Here is a 19,101-nt window from a genome sequence, read left to right on the forward strand (position 1 = left end):
TCGCGTGCCGTGTGTGTTTCGTTCCGGTGACGCAGGCGCCGAGACGCCGGGGCGGAGCGCTCGCGGTGCGCGTGCGCGGGTGCTGCGCGTGCGCCGATCCCGGCGAACGGGCGTGGGTGTCGGATCGGTGCTAAGCTGTACAGGTTGCCGTTCGAACGGCCGCGGATAAAGAGAGCCCCAGCATCCCGCTGAAGGCGCCGCGCAGCAAGAGGAAGGGGATCCCTATGGCACTTGAAGCAGATGTCAAGAAGGCGATCATCGAAGAATACGCGACAAAGCCTGGCGATACCGGTTCCCCTGAGGTTCAGGTCGCGATGCTCAGCCGTCGTATCAAGGATCTGACCGAGCACCTCAAGGAGCACAAGCACGACCACCACTCGCGTCGTGGCCTCCTGCTGCTCGTCGGCCAGCGCCGTCGTCTTCTGGGGTACCTCCAGAACGTCGACATCGCGCGTTACCGTTCGCTCATCGAGCGCATCGGTCTGCGCCGCTAATCTGCAGGTCCTCCGGCGATCGCCGGAAGCACCATCTGCGAAGCGCCCGTCACCTCACGGTGGCGGGCGCTTCTGCGTTTCAGTGAAGGCCCGGCCGGGCGTCTCAGATCGGGGAACGGTTCTCAGTACATGCCGGGAATGCTGAGCAGCAGACCACCGAACCACGAGAGCACGAACGAGACGAGGCCGAGCGCCGCCGATACTGCCGCGCCGATGGCCGCCCAGCGCCAGCGCGAGAGATGCTTCGCGAGCAGGCCCATGAGGGCGAGCGCCCCCGCGATGAGCAGCAGCAGCACGTGCACGGTCGAAATGACTGTCGACACCGCCGAGAACGAGCCCGAACTGGACGCGGTGCTGTAGATCACCGGCGTGAACAGCGGAATCAACGAGGTCAGAAGCAGGACCGCCAGGGCGATGATGCCCGGCACATTCAGTCCGCCCGGCGCGCGCTGCGCCTGATGAGGCGCCGCGTACGGCGGCGACTGCGCGTATTGGGGTTGCTGCGGCTGCGCGTATTGCTGTCGGGGCTGCGGCGGTTGCGGCGCCTGCGGCTGTTGTGGTTGGGCGTACTGCGGCTGCGCGTATTGCTGGTGCGGCTGCGCGGACTGGTCCGGCTGCGCGGACTGGTCTGGCTGCGCGGACTGGTCCGGCTGCGCGGGCTGGTGCGGATCGAAGCTGCTCATAGCGTGAAGCCTAACCCGGTCGCTTCGATCTCGCCGACCTCGAGGGTGAGGGCGGAAGGTGAGCGAAGATTGCCCGGAGAATCGCTCGCGTTCGGCACACACCCTCGGAGTCGGGTGCTCGATGTGGAGCGACGCGAACGCCTGCGCCGACGGGCCGGGCCGATTGATCGCTCACAGCGGGCGCATACACACCCGAAGGAGCGCCGTCTCCCAGTGCTTGTGGACAACGCGCAATGCTCGAGTTCGGCAGAAACCCTCGCGATCGGCGAGTGAGCAGGCAGAGGGCCGGAGCGGTGCGGGAGGCCCCGGATACGGGTGTGGCCCCCTCGCTTGCGCGAGAGGGCCACACCCGTATCCGGGAACGCGACTTAGATCTTCGAAGACGCGTCTTTGAGGACGCTGCGGAGGATGCCGCCGATCTCCGCGAACTCCGACGGACCGATGGTCAGCGGCGGAGCGAGCTGGATGACGGGGTCTCCACGATCGTCGGCGCGGCAGTAGAGGCCGGCCTCCCACAGTGCGGGGGAGAGGTAATCGCGAAGCAGTCGATCCGACTCCTCCTCGGTGAACGTCTCCTTGGTCGCCTTGTCCTTCACCAGCTCGATGCCGAAGAAGTAGCCCTCACCGCGCACGTCGCCGACGATGTCGATGTCGAGCAGCTTCTCGAGCTCGGCGCGGAACAGCGGGCTGTTCTCGCGAACGCGCCCGTTGAGGTCCTCTTCCTCGAAGATGTCGAGGTTCTCGAGCGCGGCAGCCGCTGCGGCCGGGTGACCGGCGAACGTGAAGCCGTGGTAGAAGGTGTTGTCGGTCGAGTTGAACGGCTCCGACACCTTGTCGGAGACGATCATCGCGCCGAGCGGGACGTAGCCCGAGGTGAGCGCCTTCGCCGAGGTGATGATGTCGGGCTCGTACCCGAGAGCGGTCGAGGCGAAGAACTCACCGATGCGGCCGTAGGCGCAGATGACCTCGTCCGAGACGAGCAGCACGTCGTACTGATCGCAGATCTCGCGCACGCGCTTGAAGTATCCGGGGGGCGGGGGGAAGCAGCCGCCCGAGTTCTGCACCGGCTCGAGGAAGACGGCCGCGACGGTGTCGGGGCCCTCGAACAGGATCGCCTCTTCGATGCGGTTCGCCGCCCACTGGCCGAAGGCCTCGAGGTCGTCGGAGGGGGCGCCCATCTCGTCGGCGCGGTAGAAGTTCGTGTTGGGCACGCGGTGACCACCGGGGGTGAGCGGCTCGTAGAACTTCTTCATGTCGGGGATGCCGGTGATGGCCAGCGCGCCCTGCGGGGTGCCGTGGTAGGCGACCGAGCGCGAGATGACCTTGTGCTTCATCGGCTGGCCCTTGATCTTCCAGAAGTGCTTCGCCAGCTTGAACGCCGACTCCACAGCTTCGCCACCACCGGTGGTGAAGAAGACCTTGTTCATGTCGCCGGGCGCGTAGCTCGAGAGACGCTCGGAGAGCTCGATCGCTGCCGGGTGGCCGTACGACCAGATCGGCATGAAGTCGAGCTGCTGCATCTGCTTGGCCGCAGCCTGCACGATGCGCTCGCGACCGTGGCCGGCATTGACCACGAAGAGCCCTGCGAGGCCGTCGATGTACTGCTTGCCGGCGGAGTCGTAGATGTGGTGGCCCTCGGCGCGCGTGATGACGGGGATGCCGTCATTGAGCACCTTGCGGTTGGTGAAGTGCGGCCACATGTGCTTCTTGGCCGAGGCCTGGAGCGCGGCAGTGTCCACCGCTGCAGTGGGATCGTAAGACATGGTTATCGTGTTCCCCAGTCGTATTTCTGTTTGGTGAGTTGGAGGTAGACGAAGGATTCGGTCGATGCAACGCCTTCGATCTTTCGGATCTGTTCGTTGAGCAATTCGATCAACCCATCGTCGTCCTCGCAGACGACCTCGGCGAGGATGTCGTAGGAGCCCGCGCTGAGCACGACGTAACTGATCTCCGACATTTCAGCGAGGCGATCGGCGACGACCCTGGTGTCGCCGGAAACGCGGATGCCGAGCATGGCCTGGCGAGTGAAGCCCAAGCGCATCGGGTCGGTCACGGCAACGATCTGCATGACCCCGGCATCCGTGAGCTTCTGCACGCGCTGGCGCACGGCGGCCTCGCTGAGGCCGACCGCCTTCCCGATCTCGGCGTACGATCGGCGGCCATCGCGCTGGAGTTGCTCGATGATCGCTTTCGACGTGGAATCGAGCGCTGGCGCATTGCGTTTGCTGCTCACGCTTCTGATTCTTGCAGTCAAACCATAAAAACGCAAAGGAATCCGAAGAAGACCGATCGTGATTCAGCGTATTTCCACGTTCTCGCATGAGTGCAGCGGCGGCAGGTCGCTCCTCCGGTCGCCCGGTGGATGCGGGCGTCCGATGCCAGGTCGCGCGACGGTAACCGTTCGATGACGAATGCGAATCACTCGGAGCGGTTCCTTGGCAGGGAACTCGGGTCTATGACATATTCGAGGCACCCCTGGCACTGTCGCCCGATTGGTGGCGTGCCGTCGTTATGAGAATCAAAGGAGATATCTCATGGTCTTTCGTCAACCAGAAGATCCGATCGTCCGCAGCATCGTCGGGATGATCAGAGGAAAGCAGCTCGACCGCCGTCAGCTCCTCCGGGGCGTCGCGGTGGGAGCGGCGGGCCTCGGGGCACTCGGCTTGAGCGCGTGCTCGGGCGGCGGCGGTGGTGGTGGTGGTGACGGTGTGATCTGGGGGAACTGGACGTACTACCTCGATTTCGACGACGCGACCGGCTCGTATCCGACGCTCGACGCCTTCGTCGAACAGGCCGGCTACGACGTCCAGTACGTCGAGGACATCGACGACAACAATACGTTCTACGGCAAGATCAAGGATCAGCTGCAGCTCGGCGACTACACCGGCTACGACACGATCACGATGACCGACTGGATGAACGGGCGTCTCATCACGGCGAATCAGGTGCAGGAATTCGATTACGAGAACCTCCCGAACGTCACGGCGAACCTCGTCGATGCGCAGTGGGATGCGCTCGACGTCGATCCCGGGCGCAAGTTCTCGGTTCCGTGGCAGCTCCCAGCATCGGGCTGGGTGTGGAATACGGAGGCCGTGCCGAAGGGCATCAAGACGCTCGACGATTTCCTCGCTCCCGACCTGAAGGGGAAGGTCGTCGTGCTGAGCGAGATGCGCGACACCGTCGGCATGATCCTCGCCGGTCTGGGGCACGATCCTGCTGGCGACTGGGGCGACACCGAGTTCGACGCCGCGATGGCGTGGCTCGACGATGCGCTGCAGAGCGGGCAGATCGGCAACGTGAAGGGCAACAGTTACACGCAGGATCTGATCACTGGCGACGCCTGGGCCGCGATGGCGTGGTCGGGCGACGTCATCATGTTGAACGCCGAGAACGACAACCAGTGGACGCTCGAGATCCCCGAGTCGGGCGGCATGATCGCGTCGGACTCCTTCACAGTTCCCAACGGCACGACGCCAGAGGCGAAGGCGCGTGTCGAGGAGATGATCGACTACTACTACGACCCTGAAGTCATGGCGCAGGTCGCCGACTACGTGACCTTCGTGCCGCCCGTGAAGGGGACGCAGGAAGCCATGCAGCAGGTGAATCCTGAGAACGCCGACAATCCCCTCATCTTCCCGACGGAGCAGGACTGGGAGCACCTTCGCCCGTTCCGCACGCTCACCGCCGAGGAGGACAAGCAGTACTCCACCCAGTTCCAGAACGTGCTGGGGCTGTGAGCGTGGGGGACCACAGGAAATTCGCTGAGTCGGGGGCGGATCTCCAACTCGTCGGCATTCAGAAGCGCTTTCCGGGATTCACCGCGATCGAACATCTCGATCTGACGATTCCGGCGGGCTCCTTCTTCGCACTGCTCGGTCCGTCGGGTTGCGGCAAGACGACGACGCTGCGCCTCGTCGCGGGTCTCGAGGAGGCCACGGCCGGGCGCATCCTCATCGGCGGACAGGACGTGACCGCTCTGACCCCTCACCGGCGACCGGTGAACACGGTGTTCCAGTCCTACGCCCTCTTCCCGCACATGTCGGTGCTCGAGAACGTCGCGTTCGGCTTGCGCCGACGTCGCATCTCCGACCCCGCCGCCAAGGCGCACGAAGCGCTGCGCCTGGTCGAACTCGACCACGTCGCGGATCGGAAGCCCGCCCAGCTTTCGGGCGGGCAGCAGCAGCGCGTCGCGCTGGCGCGAGCGGTGGTGAACCGGCCGGCGCTCCTCCTGCTCGATGAGCCGCTCGGCGCGCTGGACTTGAAACTTCGGCGTCAGATGCAGCAGGAGCTCAAGCAGATTCAGCAGGAGGTCGGGCTGACGTTCTTGCATGTCACCCACGATCAGGAGGAGGCCATGACGATGGCCGATACTGTCGCGGTGATGCACCAGGGAAGGATCGAGCAGATGGGGGCGCCGGAAGAGCTGTACGAGTTGCCGCGGACCGTCTTCGTCGCGAACTTCCTCGGTCAGTCGAATCTCTTCCCGGTAGAGGTCGCAGGAGCGACGGACCAGGTGCTCCACGCCGAGTTCCGCGGCATGAGGCTCTCGGTGCCCCGTGCCCGGAGCGAGCGCGACAGCGGTCGGATCACGATCGGCGTGCGGCCGGAGAAGCTGACGCTTGCGCATGCGGAGCCCGAACCCGACGCGCTGACCAACGCAGTCGGCCCCGGGAGGGTCACCGATGTGTCGTTCATCGGCGTGAGCACCCAGTACACCGTAGCGGTGCCAGGAGCCGGCGACGTGCAGGTCTTCGCTCAGAATCTGCAGGCCGGCCCGACCGCGGCGCTGGGCGACGAGGTCTGGCTGAGCTGGCGCGTCGAGCACACGTTCGGACTGCTGGATGATCCGCTCGACGCTGGCATCGTCGATGCGGGCCTGTCGACGCGAGCCATCGCGTCCCGAGCCGCTCTCGCAGAGTAGGGGACCGATCGTGGCTCTCACCGCATTCTCGACGAGCGCGAAGCAGGCCGATCAGGCCCCCCGGAAGCGCGGCTGGGTCGCGCTGATGCTGCTCGCACCGGGCGTCGCCTACATGCTGCTCTTCTTCGTGGCCCCGTTCTTCCAGCTCGCGCTGACGTCGCTCCAAGCTCCCGCCGACACCGGCGGGATCGGGCAGTACGTCGCTGCCGCCCAGTTCTCGAATTATTGGACCGCGCTGCAGGAGTACGGGCCGCACCTCGCGCGATCGTTCGTCTACGCGATCTCTGCGACGATCATCGGCCTCCTGATCAGCTATCCGCTCGCGTACCTGATCGGCGTGAAGGTGCGCTCGCGGCCGATGCTCCAGGGGATCCTGCTGATCCTCGTCGTCGCGCCGTTCTTCATCAGCTTCCTGCTTCGCACGCTCGCGTGGAAGGCGATCCTGCCGAGCGAGCTGGTGGGAACCCATTTCTCCGTCATCTTCGGGCTCGTGTACAACTTCATCCCGTTCATGGTGCTGCCGATGTACGCCTCGCTCCAAGCGCTCGATCTCCGGCTGCTCGAAGCCGGGTCCGACCTCTACGCGTCGCCTCTCACCACGTTCCGCCGGGTCACGCTCCCGCTCTCCATGCCGGGGATCGTCTCGGGGACGCTGCTCAGCTTCATCCCGATGTCGGGCGACTACGTCAACGCATCGCGCGAGTTCTTGGGCGGCACCTCCACGACCATGATCGGCAACGTCATCGAGTCGAACTTCCTGCAAACGCAGAACTATCCGATGGCGGCAGCGCTCTCGATCATCCTGATGGTGATCATCCTGGTGTTCGTCGCCACGTACGTGCGCAAGAGCGGGGCGGAGGATCTGCTGTGAAGCACTTCAGTCTGGGGAGGGCGTTCGTGCCCGTCATGAGCGCGATCGTCCTCATCTACCTCCTGCTCCCGATCCTGCACGTCATCGTGTTCTCCTTCAACGACTCCGGCCGCAACAACATCCTCTGGCGCGGCTTCACGCTCCGCAACTGGGAGAACCCGTGCGGTGCGCCGCAGGTGTGCACCGCCTTCGGGAACAGCATTCTCATCGGAGTCGTCGCCACCGTCGCGGCCACAACACTGGGAACGATGATCGCCATCGCGCTCGTGCGCTACCGCTTCCGGGCACGATCGACGGTGAGTCTGCTGCTCTTCACCCCGATGGCGACGCCCGAGGTGGTGCTGGGGGCCGGGCTCGCAGCGCAGTTCCTCCTCGCCGGAGTGGAGAAGGGCGTCGGCACGATCATCCTGGCTCACACGATGTTCTGCATCTCGTACGTCGTCGTCGCGGTGAAGGCCAGAGTGGCGAGCCTCGACCCGGCGATCGAGGAGGCCGGGCGCGATCTCTACGCGTCGCCCGGGCAGGTGTTCTGGCGCGTGACACTGCCGATGCTGGCGCCCGGCATCATCGGCGCCGCGCTGCTGAGCTTCGCGCTCTCCTTCGACGACTTCATCATCACGAACTTCAATTCGGGCACGGCGACGACGTTCCCGAAGTTCATCTACGTGTCGGCGCTCAAGGGGGTGCCCGCCCAGGCGAACGTGCTGGCGTCGATCGTGTTCGTGTCGGCGCTGCTGCTCGTAATCGTCGTCCAGATGGTGAACATCTCCAAGCGGAAGCGACTCGCTCGGGTGTAGCCGTCGGGCCGGGCGTGCAATTCGCACGTCCGGCTTGCGCGACAGCACCGCGCGGGTGCAGGATGTGTGCTTGGCGAATTCCTCGTCGCCGCAATAGGGCTGCCGAGCGGATTCTGGTCGTGCGACGCAGCTGCGTTCTTGAAGGAGAGAACATGACCGCTTTGTCTGCACCGGCCTCGTCGAACGGTGCTCGCCTCAAGCGGAGCCTCGGGCTCTGGGCGATCGTCGGCCTCGGCCTCGGCTATATGACCCCGACGGTGGTATTCGACACGTTCGGTCTCGTGGCGCGCGACACGAACAACGTCGTGCCCCTCGCGTACACCGTGGCTCTCATCGTCATGATCTTCACCGCGGTCAGCTACGGGAAGATGGCGGGAGCGATCCCCAGCGCCGGGTCCGCCTACACGTATGCGCGGGAGTCGATGCACCCGAACGTCGGCTTCCTGGTCGGCTGGACGGCGCTGATCGACTACATGCTGCTGCCGATGGTGAACTGCCTCATCGTGCGCAGCTATCTCGAGGCCTTCTTCCCGAGCATCCCTGGCGCCGTCTGGGTCATCGTCTACGTGCTGTTCGTCACGACGGTCATCTACCTCACGATGCGCGGCACGTCGAACGTCAACATGCTGCTGCTCATCTTCTCGATCGTCGTGATGGCCATCTTCGTCTTCATGGTGATCGTGCAGCTCGCCGGCGGCGCCGGCGAGAACGGCGTCGTGACCGTGAAGCCCTTCTTCCACAACGGCGTCGAGTTCGGAGCGGTGCTCGCCGGAGCGACCATCGTCTGCTTCTCCTTCATCGGCTTCGACGCCGTCACGATGTACGCGGAGGAGGCGAAGACGCCGAAGATCATGCCGAAGGCGATTCTGCTCACCGTGGTCATCGGCGGCGCGATCTTCCTCATCGCCGGGTACTTCACCCAGCAGCGCTTCCCGGACTGGAACGAGTTCGCCCCGGGCGGCGACATGCAGTACGTGGAGGACAGCACGCTCCCGATCATCGGCGACCTCGTCGGCGGCACGGTGCTCTCCGCGGTGCTCACCGCGGCCGGGTTCGCAGCGACGCTCGCATCGGGTCTCGCGTCGCACGCATCGGTGTCGCGCATGCTGCTCGTGATGGGCCGCAACAACGTGCTGCCGCAGAAGTTCTTCGGATACGTGAACCCGCGCACGCACACGCCGACCTTCAACATCGTGCTCACCGGTGCCATCTCCCTGCTCGCGGTCGCTTTCACGCTCGAGATGATCGCCGCGTACATCAACTACGGCGCGCTGATCGCCTTCACCTTCGTCAACCTGTCGGTGATCGCCTGGTTCGCGATTCGCAAGGGGCGTCGCCGCACCCCGAAGGACATCTTCAATTACATCGTGATGCCGGTGATCGGTACGTTGCTCACCGGCCTCCTGTGGGTGAACCTCGACGGGCACGCGCTGCTCGGCGGCCTGATCTGGACGGGCCTCGGTTTCGTCTACTTGCTCGTCATCACGCGCGGATTCCAGAAGAAGGTGGCATCGTTCGACGAGAGCCAGCCCGTCACCGGCTTCAACAAGGTGTCGGTCGACGACTGACTCCGGTGCGGGCGGAGCCCGTCGTGTCAGGCCGAGAGGGATTCCTCCTCGGTCCACGCGGCGGGCTTCGTCGTGCGGGGGCTCGTGTCGCGACGCCGGATCGCGCGGCCGCCGAAGAGGGGGAGCGTGATCGAGCAGAGCGGGCCGATCAGCGCGGCGAAGACGATGGTTCCGACGCCGACGTTTCCGCCGAGCGACCAGCCGATGAGCAGAACGGTCACTTCGACGGCGGTGCGGCCGATCCAGATCGGCGTGCCGAAGCGCAGGTGGATGCCCGTCATGAGGCCGTCTCGCGGGCCCGGCCCGAGGTTCGCGCCGATGTAGATGCCGCTCGCGACGGCGAGCAGGAGCAGTCCGATGGAGAAGTAGGCGACGCGCAGCCAGAATGATCCGGGTGTCGGGAGCAGCCACAGGCCGAGCTCGATGCCGGGCCCGACGAGCATGATGTTGAGCAGCGTGCCGACGCCGGGCTTCTGGCGCAGCGGCCACCAGAGCAGCAGCACGAGCAGCCCGATGATGTTGGTGAGAATGCCGATTCCGAGACCGGTCTGCATCGAGAGCCCCTGCGCGAAGACCGTCCACGGGTCGACGCCGAGTGCTGCGCGGATCATGAATGCGTCGGCGACGCCGTAGAGCAGGAGGCCGGGGATGAGGCGCGCGAATCGTCGGAGCATGCGAGCAGTCCACCTCATATTGGCATTGCCAGCAAGAGGCCAATTCGCATAGCGTGGCCTCATGAACGAGATGTGGACCGGGCAGCGCCTCAGCGCGCGCCGACTGACCGAGTTGCTCGGACGCTGGCGCGGGGCGGGGCACGGCTACCTCGAACTGGCCGACAGCGTGACGCTGCTCGTGCGCGACGGCCGCATCGTGCCGGGCACCACGCTGCCGGCCGAACGCCCGCTCGCGGAGTCGCTCGGGGTGAGCCGCACCACGGTGGCCGCGGCGTACCAGCGCTTGCGCGAGACCGCGGTCGTGCGCTCGCGGCGCGGCTCCGGCACCGTCGTGCGCGGTAGCGGAACGACGCGGGAGGGACTCTGGGCTGGCACGATCGGCGGAATCGACCTGTCGAGCGCGTGCCCCGAGCCGTGGAGTGGGCTCGCGGAACTCAATGCGCGCGCCGCGACGGAGCACGCTGCCGCATTTCGGCTCATCGGCTACGACACACTCGGGCTCCCGGAGCTGCGCGCCTCGCTGGCGGAACGGTACACCGCGCGCGGCCTCCCCACGACGCCGGAGCAGATCATGGTGACACTGGGCGCGCAGCACGCCATCTTCCTGATCGCCCGCACCCTGCTGCGACGCGGGGATCGCAGCCTCGTCGAATCGCCCAGCTATCCGCACGCCAGAGAGGCGATCGCGGCGACGGGTGCGCTGCTCGCCGAGCTGCCGGTCGGTGGAGGCGGCATCGGCTCGCACGGCGGGTACGACGCGTCGAGCATGCTGGAGATCGCAGAGCGCACGTCGCCGAAACTCGCCTATCTCATTCCGGATCACCACAACCCGACCGGTCTCCGCATGCCGGTCGGGCTGAAGTCGCGCTTGATCACCGCGCTCGCCGGTCAGGGTGCGTACATCATCGCCGACGAGACCACCGCTGAACTCTCGCTGGGGGAGCCGGTGCCCATCGTCCCGTTCGCGGCGCATGCCGAGCAGGAGCATCATCACGATGCGATTCTCACGGTTGGGTCGGTCGGAAAGACGGTCTGGGGAGGCATGCGCGTGGGCTGGATTCGGGCTGCTCCCGATCTGATCGGACGCCTGGAAGCGGCGCGCCGCATCGGGGACCTCGGCACCGGAACGTGGGAGCAGGTGCTCGCACTCCACGCGCTCGAGCAGTACGACGACATCCTCGTCGAACGGTCTCACCAGCTCACAGCCCGCCATCGGTTCCTCGTCGAACGGCTGGCGGAACGCGTTCCGGAGTGGACGCCCTCGCCGGCGGTGGGCGGAGTCTGCGTCTGGGTCGACATTGGTGAGCGCGCGAGCTCCCGGTTGAGTCGAGCCGCGGCCGAGCTCGATCTGCATCTGCCGCCAGGCCCGCGTTTCGGGAGCCCGGGCACGTTCGAACGGTTCGTGCGCCTGCCGTTCTCGGCGCCGGAGGCGACGCTCGATGAGGCGGTGGATCGTCTCTCGCGCGCGTGGCGCAGCGGGGCGGGCGGGGCGGCGGCGCGGCCGTTCACGGAGGCTGTGATCTGACTCGAGCCCGAATACCGGCCCCCGGATCCTCAGCCGCGCAGAACTGCGACCACCGGCGTCGGCGATCCGGCGAGTAAGCTTGAGCACCATGCTCGATCTCGACTTCTCCGCCCGCATCCGCGCACTCCGCTCGACGTACGCAGACATCGCTGCGGTGCTGGATCTGCCCAAGCTCGATCGGGAGATCGCTGAGCTCGAGGAGCAGGCCGCGGCCCCAGACCTCTGGGACGATCCCGCAGCCGCTCAGAAGGTGACGAGCGGCCTCTCCCATCGCCAGGCGCGGGTGAAGCGCGTGCGGAGCGTCGAGCAGCGCCTCGACGACCTCGAGGTGCTCATCGAACTCGCCGAGGAGGCCGACGATGCTGATTCGGCGGCGGAGGCCGCGGCGGAGCTCGTCGCGCTCGAGAAGGTCATCCAGGATCTCGAGGTGCAGACGATGCTCTCGGGCGAATACGACGAGCGCGCCGCAGTCGTCACGATCCGCTCCGGCGCCGGCGGCGACGACGCCACTGATTTCGCCGAGATGCTGCTGCGCATGTACCTGCGCTGGGCCGAGCAGCACGACTACCCGACGAAGGTGCTCGACACCTCGTACGCGGAGGGTGCCGGCATCAAATCCGCGACCTTCGAGATCGACGCGCCGTACGCCTTCGGCACGATCTCGGTCGAGGCCGGCACCCATCGCCTCGCCCGCATCAGCCCGTTCGGCTCGGCCGACAAGCGCCAGACGAGCTTCGCGGGCGTCGAGGTCATTCCGCTGCTCGAGGAGGCGACGGAGGTCGAGGTGCCCGAGAGCGACATCCGCGTCGACGTCTACCGATCCTCGGGCCCGGGCGGCCAGTCGGTCAACACCACGGACTCCGCCGTGCGCATCACGCACATCCCCTCCGGCATCGTCGTCTCGATGCAGAACGAGAAGTCACAGATCCAGAACCGCGCCGCCGCCATGCGCGTGCTCCAGACGCGACTGCTCCTGCTGCAGCGTGAGCAGGAGGCCGCGAAGAAGAAAGAACTCGCGGGCAGCATCACGGCGAGCTGGGGCGACCAGATCCGCTCCTACTTCCTGTACGGGCAGCAGCTCGTCAAAGATCTGCGCACGGGGCACGAGGCCTCGCAGCCGGAGGCCGTCTTCAACGGCGATCTCGACGGTTTCATCGCTGCGGGAATCCGGTGGCGCTCGCTCTCCAAGAACGACTGAGACCGCGACTGGGAGTTCACCCGAAGCGAGGCCGCACCAGCGCGCCTCAGCATCGCCCCGGGCGTCAGGGCGTACAGTCGTCTCGTCATGATCCTCTTCGAGAACGTCACCAAGAAATACCGGGGCACCGCGAAACCCGCGCTCGACGGTATCGACCTCAGGGTCGACCGCGGCGAGTTCGTCTTCATCGTCGGCGCCTCCGGTTCTGGGAAATCCAGCTGCTTGCGGTTGATCCTGCGCGAGGATCAGCCGAGTGCCGGGAAGATCCACGTGCTGGGGCAGGACCTCAGCAAGATCTCCTCGCGCAAAGTCCCGTACTTCCGCCGCAATCTCGGCACCGTCTTCCAAGACTTCCGTCTGCTCACGAACAAGACCGTCTACGACAACGTCGCCTTCACGCTGCAGGTCATCGGCAAGTCGCGCGGCTTCATTCAGGAGGCGGTACCCGACACGCTCGAGATGGTCGGTCTCGCCAATAAGGCGAAGCGGTTCCCGCACGAGCTCTCCGGCGGCGAGCAGCAACGCGTCGCCATCGCCCGCGCCATCGTGAACAAGCCGGCGATCCTCATGGCGGACGAGCCGACGGGCAACCTCGACCCCGCGACCAGCCTCGGGATCATGCAGCTCCTGCGCGCGATCAACGCCGCTGGCACCACGGTCGTCATGGCGACGCACGAAGCGACCTTCGTCGACATCATGCAGCAGCGCGTCGTCGAGCTCTCGCAGGGCGTCGTCGTGCGCGACGAAGTGGGCGGCGGTTACGGCGAGACCGCTTCCATCCCCATCGCAGATCTTTCAGACGCGAGCGTGCAGGTGCTGCGCACCTCCGAGGCCGTGGTGCGTGCAGCACTCGCGCCCAAAATGCTCGACGAGGCCGCGCGGTCGGCGGCGGTGCAGGGCAGCGCGGAACGCGATCCAGCACTCGTCGACGCCGCCGCAGAGGTCGTCGCGGCGGCAGCCCCCGATCCGGAGGTCGAGGAGCGGCACGATCCCGTCGCTCCGCCCGCGGAGCGCCCGAAGGAGGCCTCGGTATTCGAGGAGCCCCACCCGTTCGGCGACGATGACGCGGATGACGACGACATCGATGAGACGGTGCACGCGGACGGCCCGCACGGTCGCGCCATCCCGAGCTTCCTCGAGCCGGCCCAGCCCCTCGACCCCGTGCAGATGGCGGAGACCGGGAGCCTCGCCGAACGCCTCGGGTTGAAACGACCAGACGACGACCAGACAGATGTGGGGCCCGTGCGATGAGGGTGGGACTGGTACTGGGAGAGGTCTGGAGCGGCTTCCGTCGCAACCTCTCCGTGGTGATCTCGGTAGTGCTCGTCACCTTCGTATCACTCACGTTCGTGGGTGCAGCGATTCTGATGCAGCTGCAGATCCAGCAGATGAAGACGTTCTGGTTCGACCGCGCTCAGGTCGCGGTCTACCTGTGCACCGACTACGACCAGAGTGCGACGTGCTCGGGGACGGATGCCGGGGAGGAGGAGATCGCCGCCGTGCAGGCCGCGCTCGATTCCGACACGCTCGCTCCCTATATCGACGATTCGTTCTTCGTCGATCACGATCAGGCGTACGAGGAGTTCACGAAGCAGTTCGAGGGCAACCCGATCGTCGAGATCACGAGACCGGAGCAGCTGAACCAGACGTTCTGGATCAAACTGAAGGATCCGTCGCGCTCGGACATCATCCAGGAGACCTTCGCCGGCATCCCCGGCGTGCAGAGCGTCTCGGATCAGCGCAGTCTGCTGGATCGCATCTTCCTGTTCCTCGGCGTCGCGAGCTACACCGCCATCGCCATCGCCGGTCTCATGCTCATCGCCGCGATGCTCCTCATCTCGACCACGATCCGGCTGTCGGCGTATTCGCGCCGCCGGGAGATCGGCATCATGCGCCTCGTCGGCGCCTCGAACCGGTTCATACAAACGCCCTTCATATTGGAGGGCATCATCGCCGCACTCATCGGCGCGGTGCTCGCGAGCGCCGCATCCGTCGCGATCGTGAAGTTCTTCGTCCAAGGATTCCTGGCGACCGAGGTGCCGTTCACGAGCTACATCACGGTCGAGCAATCTCTCGTGGTGCCGCCGATACTCATACTCGTCGGCGTGGTGCTCTCTGCCATCGCCGCGAAGATTGCGATCACCCGCTACTTGCGGGTGTAGGCAAGCCGGAGATCGGCGCAGCGATCCGCGTTCCGCACCCTGCCGCGCCCGCGTGCGGCCTCGCAGAACGCGGATCGCCTGCGTACTGCCGGTGCGCATCGCGCTATGCTGGGAGGTCCGGCCGCGCGAGAGAGAGGATGCGCCATGCCCAAGGAGACCGGCGAGAAGCTGATCGCCTCGAACAAGAAGGCTCGGCACGAATACCAGATCCTCGACACCTACGAGGCTGGAATGGTGCTCACCGGCAGTGAGGTGAAGTCCCTCCGCATGGGGCGCGCCTCGCTCGTCGACGGATACGTCTTCATCGAGAACGGTGAGGCGTGGCTCGATGCCGCGTACATTCCCGAGTATCTGAACGGTTCGTGGACGAATCACGCGCCGCGCCGCAAGCGGAAGCTGCTGCTGCATCGGCAGGAGATCGACAAGCTGTGGCAGAAGACGCGAGAGGGCGGCATGACGATCGTCCCCCTGAAGATGTACTTCCTGGACGGCCGCGCGAAGGTCGAGGTCGCGCTCGCTCGCGGTAAGCGCGAGTACGACAAGCGGCAGACGCTGCGCGAGCAGCAGGACAAGCGCGAAGCCGAACGCGCCATGCGCCAGCGCAACCGCATGGGCGAGTGACGCGCGTGGGAGGCGATGCTTCCCCGTCGCGGGTGCGCAAGTCGGCCGAGGTGCGTCGGGCCGAGATTCTCGCGGAGGCCGCCGCCATCGCCCGCCGCGACGGACTCGAGCGCGTGACACTCCGCGCGGTAGCCGAGCCGCTCGGGGTTCGTCCCGGCTTGATCAGCCACTACTTCTCCGCCGTCGAGGTCCTCGTCATCGAAGCGTTCGTGCTCGCGGTGACGGCCGAGCGCGATTGGCTGTTCGGCGAGGAAGATGCGCCGCTGGCGCAGATGTCAGGGTTCGTTCGGCGAGCCGAGAGCCCGGAGGCCGTCGAGCTGTGCCGTCTCTGGCTCAATGCGAGGCACCTCGCGCGGGCGGTTCCGAACCTCGCCGTCGCCATCGACGAGCAGGAATCCCTCGACCGGGCGCGGATGGTCGCGCTGATCGAGGCGGGAGTCGCGTCCGGTGCATTCCAGACGACCGACCCGGTCGGGGCGAGCACCCGCATCTACATGGCGGTCGACGCGATCGGCGTCTATGCGAACAACGCGTCACCCTTCGAGCATCCCGCGTTCCGGCACTTCGTGGCCGACGTCGCCGGGTGGAGCCTCGGTGTCGACCCGCGTGCGCTGCGAGCGGAATGAGTGAAGGGGGAGAGACTCGCCCCGCGTCGCCCGAGCTGGTAGACTGGACGTTCCGGTGATCCACCGGTAGAACCGGCCTTCGCGCCGGAACTGACAAGTCCACAGTGCATGATGCGAACGTCCCGACCGCACCGGTATTCCGGTGCACCTACGGGGCCGATCGGTTTCGACACGTCGATTTTGAGACTGTGAGAAGCGGGCCGAGGACGCGGAGTTATCTCGTAAACGCCCTTCGCAAACCATAGGTGCCAACGTTAAGCGCACCGACTTCGCTCTCGCTGCCTAAGCACGAGACCGAGTCCGTCAGATCGGGTGAGCTTCCGCCCCGTTTTTCTGGCGTCATCTAGGAAGCTTGCTGGTACGTCGAGTCTCAGGGCGTATCGGGACTTTTTCTGAGGCTGGGCCTGTCGCACTAGGTGTTCGTGGCAAAGTGCGGGGCCGAGTAGAACGTTTTCACGAACTACGCTCGTAGAAGGCACGGAATCGTCGAAGTGGACCGGGGTTCAATTCCCCGCGGCTCCACCGATACGTTCGCATCATGCACTGGGGTGTCGAGTTCGATGCTCGACGCAGCACGCGTGGCTCGTCCGCCCCGATCCTCGGAGCGCGCTCGGGTCGACGACTGCATCGCCTGCGCCGGGTAGCACCGGGTGCACGCGCCCGCCGCATCCCGCCCAGCGGGTGCGGTGCGCTCCTGCGCGGAAGACGCGATACGGTGGATCGGGGGCTCTGAGCCCGATGCCGCATCGAGGCGGCGCAGGAGAGGAATGCAGCGGGACATGTTGAAATCTGGGGCGCAGCTCCCTCGCGAACACGGGCTCGAGCGGGCCCTCAGCAACCGGCACATTCAGCTCATCGCCATCGGCGGAGCGATCGGCACCGGGCTCTTCATGGGGTCCGGGAAGACGATCTCGGTGGCCGGTCCGTCCGTCGTGCTCGTATACATGATCATCGGCTTCATGCTGTACTTCGTGATGCGGGCGATGGGCGAGCTCCTCCTGAGCCGCACCGACTACCGCAACTTCGCCGATTTCGCCGGAGACATCCTCGGGCCGGCAGCGGCCTTCTTCCTCGGCTGGACGTATTGGTTCTGCTGGGTCGTGACGGGTGTCGCCGATGTCATCGTCATCGCCTCCGTCTACGTGAAGTACTGGTTGCCCGTATTGCCGACCTGGATTCCGGCGGTCGCCGTCATCGTGCTGCTGATGCTCCTCAATCTGCCGTCGGTGCGCGGATTCGGCGAGACGGAGTTCTGGTTCGCGATGGTCAAGATCGTGGCGATCGTCGCGCTCATCATCGCCGGCATCGTGCTCATCGCGACGGGCTTCACGAACCAGTACACGGACACCCACACGGGCGAGACGATCGAGGGGACCGCGTCGCTCATGAACCTCTTCACCATCGGCGGCGGCTTCTTCGGCGGCGGGTTCATGGGGTTCATCATGGGGTTCCAGATCGCGGTCTTCGCTTTCGTCGGCGTCGAGCTCGTCGGCACCGCCGCGGCCGAGACGCGCAATCCGGAGCAGAACCTGCCCAAGGCGGTCAAGGCGATTCCGATCCGCATCCTGCTCTTCTACGTCGGATCGCTCGTCGTGCTCATCTCGGTCGTGCCCTGGGTCGCGTTCAGCAAAGACGAATCACCCTTCGTCATGCTCTTCTCGCTGGCAGGCATCGGTGCGGCGGCGCATCTCGTGAACCTCATCGTGCTCACGTCGGCGGCCTCGTCGGCGAACTCGGGCATCTACTCGACCTCGCGCATGGTGTACACCCTTGCGACGAGCGGCGATGCGCCGCGGGTGTTCGCCAAGCTGACGCGCGCGAAGGTGCCGCGCAACGCGCTGTTCTTGACCGGCGTGCTGCTGCTGAGCTCGTTGGTGCTGCTGCTCACCGGGCTCGACAAATCGGCCGGGTTCTCAGTGGTCACGACCATTTCGTCGCTCTGCTTCATGTTCGTGTGGACGATGATCCTCATCAGTTATCTGGTCTATCGCCGTCGTCGTCCGCACGAGCACGCGGCGAGCGCGTTCAGGATGCCCCTCGGCCGATCGATGCCGTACGTGGTGATGGCGTTCTTCGTCTTCCTGCTGTGGGCGTTCACGCAGGATCCCGAGACGCTGATCGGGCTCATCGCCACGCCGGTGTGGTTCATCGTCGTGGGGATCGGATATCTCCTGTTGCGCAAGAACCCGGAGCATGCGCGGCTGCGTGCGGATCACATCGCGAAGGCGGCTCAGGAGCGGCGGTCGGCAGTGGAGTGGCGGGCCGGGCGTCCGTGATACCCCGCGCCCGCCTCGTTCCTCCGCTGCGGTGACGCCGAGGTAGGATCAGAGTGTGACGTCATCGCGAGCCGAACGGACGAGCCGGGGGCTCGTCGTCGCGGCGATTGCGTCGTTCATCGCGGTCTTCTCGCACGCGGTGGCTGATGGCGGCTCCGTTCCGGTGCTCGGGTTGCTGCTCGCCCTGGTCTTCTCGGCGCCCGTCTGCATCGCGCTCGCCGGCCGCAGGCTCTCGTGGACGCGGCTCGCGCTCGCAGTCGGAGCGAGCCAGTTCGCCTTCCACGGTCTGCTGAGCCTCGGGCTCGGCGGTGGATCCTTCGCACTCGGAGCCGGTGGGCATCAGCACGAGCTCGTCCAGTCTGCCCAGGTCCTGCCGTTCGGCGGTGCGGAAGCCGCAGTGCACCTCGAGCACGGAGGCCACGCGATGTGGATCGCCCACGCGTGCGCCGCAGTGCTGACCGTGCTGGCGATCGGCGTCGGCGAACGCGCGCTCGTCGCGATTCTCGGCCTTGCGAGGCTGCAGCGCGTCGCCGCGCTGTTCGACTGGTCCCCCAGACCCGAGGGCGATCCTCGGCCCGTGCTGGCGGCGTGGCGCTTCATCGCCCCGCGCCTGACCAGCCTGACTGAGATGCGACGGAGGGGTCCGCCGCGCGCGGCCTGACCCCACCCACCTTCATCGCGGGCG

The 19,101-nt window shown here is 66.1% G+C and carries 18 protein-coding genes and 1 other RNA gene; 15 read left to right on the top strand and 4 right to left on the bottom strand.

Annotated elements, in window-relative coordinates; genetic code table 11:
* Positions 1-224: 224 nt before the first annotated feature.
* Positions 225-494 carry a 30S ribosomal protein S15 gene (gene rpsO / locus ABFX18_RS04680; protein WP_090147728.1) on the top strand — a complete coding sequence of 90 codons (270 nt, stop codon included), beginning with the start codon at positions 225-227 and terminating at the stop codon, positions 492-494.
* Between the two features lie 122 nt (positions 495-616).
* Here the strand turns inward: rpsO and ABFX18_RS04685 are convergent, their stop codons facing one another.
* The 3 genes from ABFX18_RS04685 to ABFX18_RS04695 all read right to left on the bottom strand — a co-directional run bounded on the left by ABFX18_RS04685 (position 617) and on the right by ABFX18_RS04695 (position 3,410).
* A complete protein-coding gene (locus tag ABFX18_RS04685) occupies positions 617-1,177 on the bottom strand; it encodes a hypothetical protein (protein ID WP_346057572.1) in 561 nt (186 codons plus the stop codon).
* Positions 1,178-1,545: 368 nt separating this feature from the next.
* Positions 1,546-2,940 (bottom strand): aspartate aminotransferase family protein, encoded by a 1,395-nt coding sequence (locus tag ABFX18_RS04690; protein ID WP_090147733.1) that lies wholly within the window; start codon positions 2,938-2,940, stop codon positions 1,546-1,548.
* A gap of 2 nt (positions 2,941-2,942) precedes the next feature.
* Positions 2,943-3,410 (bottom strand): AsnC family transcriptional regulator, encoded by a 468-nt coding sequence (locus ABFX18_RS04695; protein WP_090147736.1) that lies wholly within the window; start codon positions 3,408-3,410, stop codon positions 2,943-2,945.
* 301 nt (positions 3,411-3,711) lie between these two features.
* Between ABFX18_RS04695 and ABFX18_RS04700 the strand changes: the two genes are divergently transcribed.
* The 5 genes from ABFX18_RS04700 (at position 3,712) to ABFX18_RS04720 (ending at position 9,334) form a co-directional block, all read left to right on the top strand.
* Positions 3,712-4,914, top strand: a complete 1,203-nt coding sequence (locus tag ABFX18_RS04700) for an ABC transporter substrate-binding protein (protein WP_346057573.1) — start codon at positions 3,712-3,714, stop codon at positions 4,912-4,914.
* Positions 4,911-6,098, top strand: a complete 1,188-nt coding sequence (locus tag ABFX18_RS04705) for an ABC transporter ATP-binding protein (protein ID WP_346057574.1) — start codon at positions 4,911-4,913, stop codon at positions 6,096-6,098. Before ABFX18_RS04700 ends, ABFX18_RS04705 begins: the two co-directional genes overlap by 4 nt.
* Before the next feature lie 10 nt (positions 6,099-6,108).
* Positions 6,109-6,969, top strand: a complete 861-nt coding sequence (locus tag ABFX18_RS04710; protein ID WP_346057575.1) for an ABC transporter permease — start codon at positions 6,109-6,111, stop codon at positions 6,967-6,969.
* Positions 6,966-7,766 (top strand): ABC transporter permease, encoded by an 801-nt coding sequence (locus ABFX18_RS04715; protein WP_346057576.1) that lies wholly within the window; start codon positions 6,966-6,968, stop codon positions 7,764-7,766. The genes ABFX18_RS04710 and ABFX18_RS04715 overlap by 4 nt, the downstream gene beginning before the upstream one ends.
* Before the next feature lie 152 nt (positions 7,767-7,918).
* Positions 7,919-9,334: an APC family permease gene (locus ABFX18_RS04720; protein ID WP_346057577.1), complete on the top strand. Its 1,416-nt coding sequence runs from the start codon at positions 7,919-7,921 to the stop codon at positions 9,332-9,334.
* A gap of 26 nt (positions 9,335-9,360) precedes the next feature.
* Here the strand turns inward: ABFX18_RS04720 and yczE are convergent, their stop codons facing one another.
* Positions 9,361-10,008: a membrane protein YczE gene (yczE, locus tag ABFX18_RS04725; RefSeq protein WP_346057578.1), complete on the bottom strand. Its 648-nt coding sequence runs from the start codon at positions 10,006-10,008 to the stop codon at positions 9,361-9,363.
* Positions 10,009-10,069: 61 nt separating this feature from the next.
* Between yczE and yczR the strand changes: the two genes are divergently transcribed.
* The 9 genes from yczR to ABFX18_RS04770 all read left to right on the top strand — a co-directional run bounded on the left by yczR (position 10,070) and on the right by ABFX18_RS04770 (position 19,077).
* Positions 10,070-11,533 carry a MocR-like transcription factor YczR gene (gene yczR / locus ABFX18_RS04730; RefSeq protein WP_346057579.1) on the top strand — a complete coding sequence of 488 codons (1,464 nt, stop codon included), beginning with the start codon at positions 10,070-10,072 and terminating at the stop codon, positions 11,531-11,533.
* Positions 11,534-11,621: 88 nt separating this feature from the next.
* A complete protein-coding gene (gene prfB / locus ABFX18_RS04735; protein ID WP_090147755.1) occupies positions 11,622-12,731 on the top strand; it encodes a peptide chain release factor 2 in 1,110 nt (369 codons plus the stop codon).
* Positions 12,732-12,818: 87 nt separating this feature from the next.
* The gene (gene ftsE / locus ABFX18_RS04740; RefSeq protein ID WP_346057580.1) at positions 12,819-13,982 is read left to right on the top strand and encodes a cell division ATP-binding protein FtsE; all 1,164 of its coding nucleotides are present in this window, start codon (positions 12,819-12,821) and stop codon (positions 13,980-13,982) included.
* A complete protein-coding gene (ftsX, locus tag ABFX18_RS04745) occupies positions 13,979-14,893 on the top strand; it encodes a permease-like cell division protein FtsX (protein WP_090147760.1) in 915 nt (304 codons plus the stop codon). Before ftsE ends, ftsX begins: the two co-directional genes overlap by 4 nt.
* A gap of 144 nt (positions 14,894-15,037) precedes the next feature.
* The gene (gene smpB / locus ABFX18_RS04750) at positions 15,038-15,514 is read left to right on the top strand and encodes an SsrA-binding protein SmpB (protein WP_090147763.1); all 477 of its coding nucleotides are present in this window, start codon (positions 15,038-15,040) and stop codon (positions 15,512-15,514) included.
* Complete coding sequence (locus ABFX18_RS04755) at positions 15,511-16,140, top strand: TetR family transcriptional regulator (RefSeq protein WP_336661457.1); 630 nt, start codon at positions 15,511-15,513, stop codon at positions 16,138-16,140. Before smpB ends, ABFX18_RS04755 begins: the two co-directional genes overlap by 4 nt.
* A 152-nt stretch (positions 16,141-16,292) precedes the next feature.
* Positions 16,293-16,665, top strand: a transfer-messenger RNA (tmRNA) gene (ssrA, locus tag ABFX18_RS04760).
* 254 nt (positions 16,666-16,919) lie between these two features.
* The gene (locus tag ABFX18_RS04765) at positions 16,920-18,416 is read left to right on the top strand and encodes an amino acid permease (protein ID WP_346057581.1); all 1,497 of its coding nucleotides are present in this window, start codon (positions 16,920-16,922) and stop codon (positions 18,414-18,416) included.
* A gap of 55 nt (positions 18,417-18,471) precedes the next feature.
* Positions 18,472-19,077, top strand: coding sequence for a hypothetical protein (locus tag ABFX18_RS04770; protein WP_346057582.1), 606 nt, complete (start codon positions 18,472-18,474; stop codon positions 19,075-19,077).
* Positions 19,078-19,101: the final 24 nt, after the last annotated feature.

The organism is Leucobacter alluvii (genome assembly GCF_039530485.1).
Lineage (GTDB): Bacteria > Actinomycetota > Actinomycetes > Actinomycetales > Microbacteriaceae > Leucobacter > Leucobacter alluvii.

Bases quoted from the DNA above. Each gene is read 5' to 3' on its own strand.
- rpsO (WP_090147728.1), top strand. From the start codon at position 225: ATGGCACTTGAAGCAGATGTCAAGAAGGCGATCATCGAAGAATACGCG.
- ABFX18_RS04685 (WP_346057572.1), bottom strand. From the start codon at position 1,177: ATGAGCAGCTTCGATCCGCACCAGCCCGCGCAGCCGGACCAGTCCGCG.
- ABFX18_RS04690 (WP_090147733.1), bottom strand. From the start codon at position 2,940: ATGTCTTACGATCCCACTGCAGCGGTGGACACTGCCGCGCTCCAGGCC.
- ABFX18_RS04700 (WP_346057573.1), top strand. From the start codon at position 3,712: ATGGTCTTTCGTCAACCAGAAGATCCGATCGTCCGCAGCATCGTCGGG.
- ABFX18_RS04720 (WP_346057577.1), top strand. From the start codon at position 7,919: ATGACCGCTTTGTCTGCACCGGCCTCGTCGAACGGTGCTCGCCTCAAG.
- yczE (WP_346057578.1), bottom strand. From the start codon at position 10,008: ATGCTCCGACGATTCGCGCGCCTCATCCCCGGCCTCCTGCTCTACGGC.
- yczR (WP_346057579.1), top strand. From the start codon at position 10,070: ATGAACGAGATGTGGACCGGGCAGCGCCTCAGCGCGCGCCGACTGACC.
- prfB (WP_090147755.1), top strand. From the start codon at position 11,622: ATGCTCGATCTCGACTTCTCCGCCCGCATCCGCGCACTCCGCTCGACG.
- ftsE (WP_346057580.1), top strand. From the start codon at position 12,819: ATGATCCTCTTCGAGAACGTCACCAAGAAATACCGGGGCACCGCGAAA.
- ftsX (WP_090147760.1), top strand. From the start codon at position 13,979: ATGAGGGTGGGACTGGTACTGGGAGAGGTCTGGAGCGGCTTCCGTCGC.
- smpB (WP_090147763.1), top strand. From the start codon at position 15,038: ATGCCCAAGGAGACCGGCGAGAAGCTGATCGCCTCGAACAAGAAGGCT.
- ABFX18_RS04765 (WP_346057581.1), top strand. From the start codon at position 16,920: ATGTTGAAATCTGGGGCGCAGCTCCCTCGCGAACACGGGCTCGAGCGG.